General features: G+C 48.1%; 2 protein-coding genes. Both read right to left on the bottom strand.

Annotated features, from left to right (window positions below):
* A partial coding sequence (locus KH400_RS21160) for a metallophosphoesterase family protein (RefSeq protein WP_217228021.1) occupies positions 1–201 on the bottom strand: 201 nt, incomplete at its 3' end.
* A gap of 14 nt (positions 202–215) precedes the next feature.
* The coding region (locus KH400_RS21155; protein ID WP_281418765.1) for a non-canonical purine NTP pyrophosphatase at positions 216–441 on the bottom strand (226 nt) is incomplete at its 5' end.

Raw genomic sequence — 441 nt, 5'->3', positions numbered from 1 at the left:
GAGCAGGAGCTCTTCTTCAAAATCGCCCATAAAGTCACAATTTCCTTTGACGACTTTGTATCCTTCGAGTGCTGGGTGGTTCGTTTCGAGTTCTGAATCTCCGCAGTGAATCATCATGTCCACTTCAGCCGCATGCCGTTGGGCAATGGTTTGAAGTTCGTCTGTGAGTCCATGACTGTCACTAATGATGAGTATCTTCATGGCTTCATTCCCCCTTATTCATTTGCGTCTAGCAGTGATGAAAGCTTTTGAAGCGCAACCGCTCGATGGCTGATCTTGTTTTTCTCCTCTGGTGATAACTCGGCCATCGTCTGGTCTTTGTCTTTGACGATGAAAATCGGGTCGTATCCGAAGCCGTTTTCGCCGATCGGTTCTTCGGCGATGAAGCCTTCTACTGATCCTTCTACCGTTTGAGTCTCTTTGCCCGGTATACTGACAGCC

Source organism: Desertibacillus haloalkaliphilus, assembly GCF_019039105.1.
In the GTDB taxonomy this organism is placed as follows: Bacteria; Bacillota; Bacilli; order Bacillales; family KJ1-10-99; genus Desertibacillus; species Desertibacillus haloalkaliphilus.
This window is presented reverse-complemented; position numbering and strand designations above follow the sequence as displayed.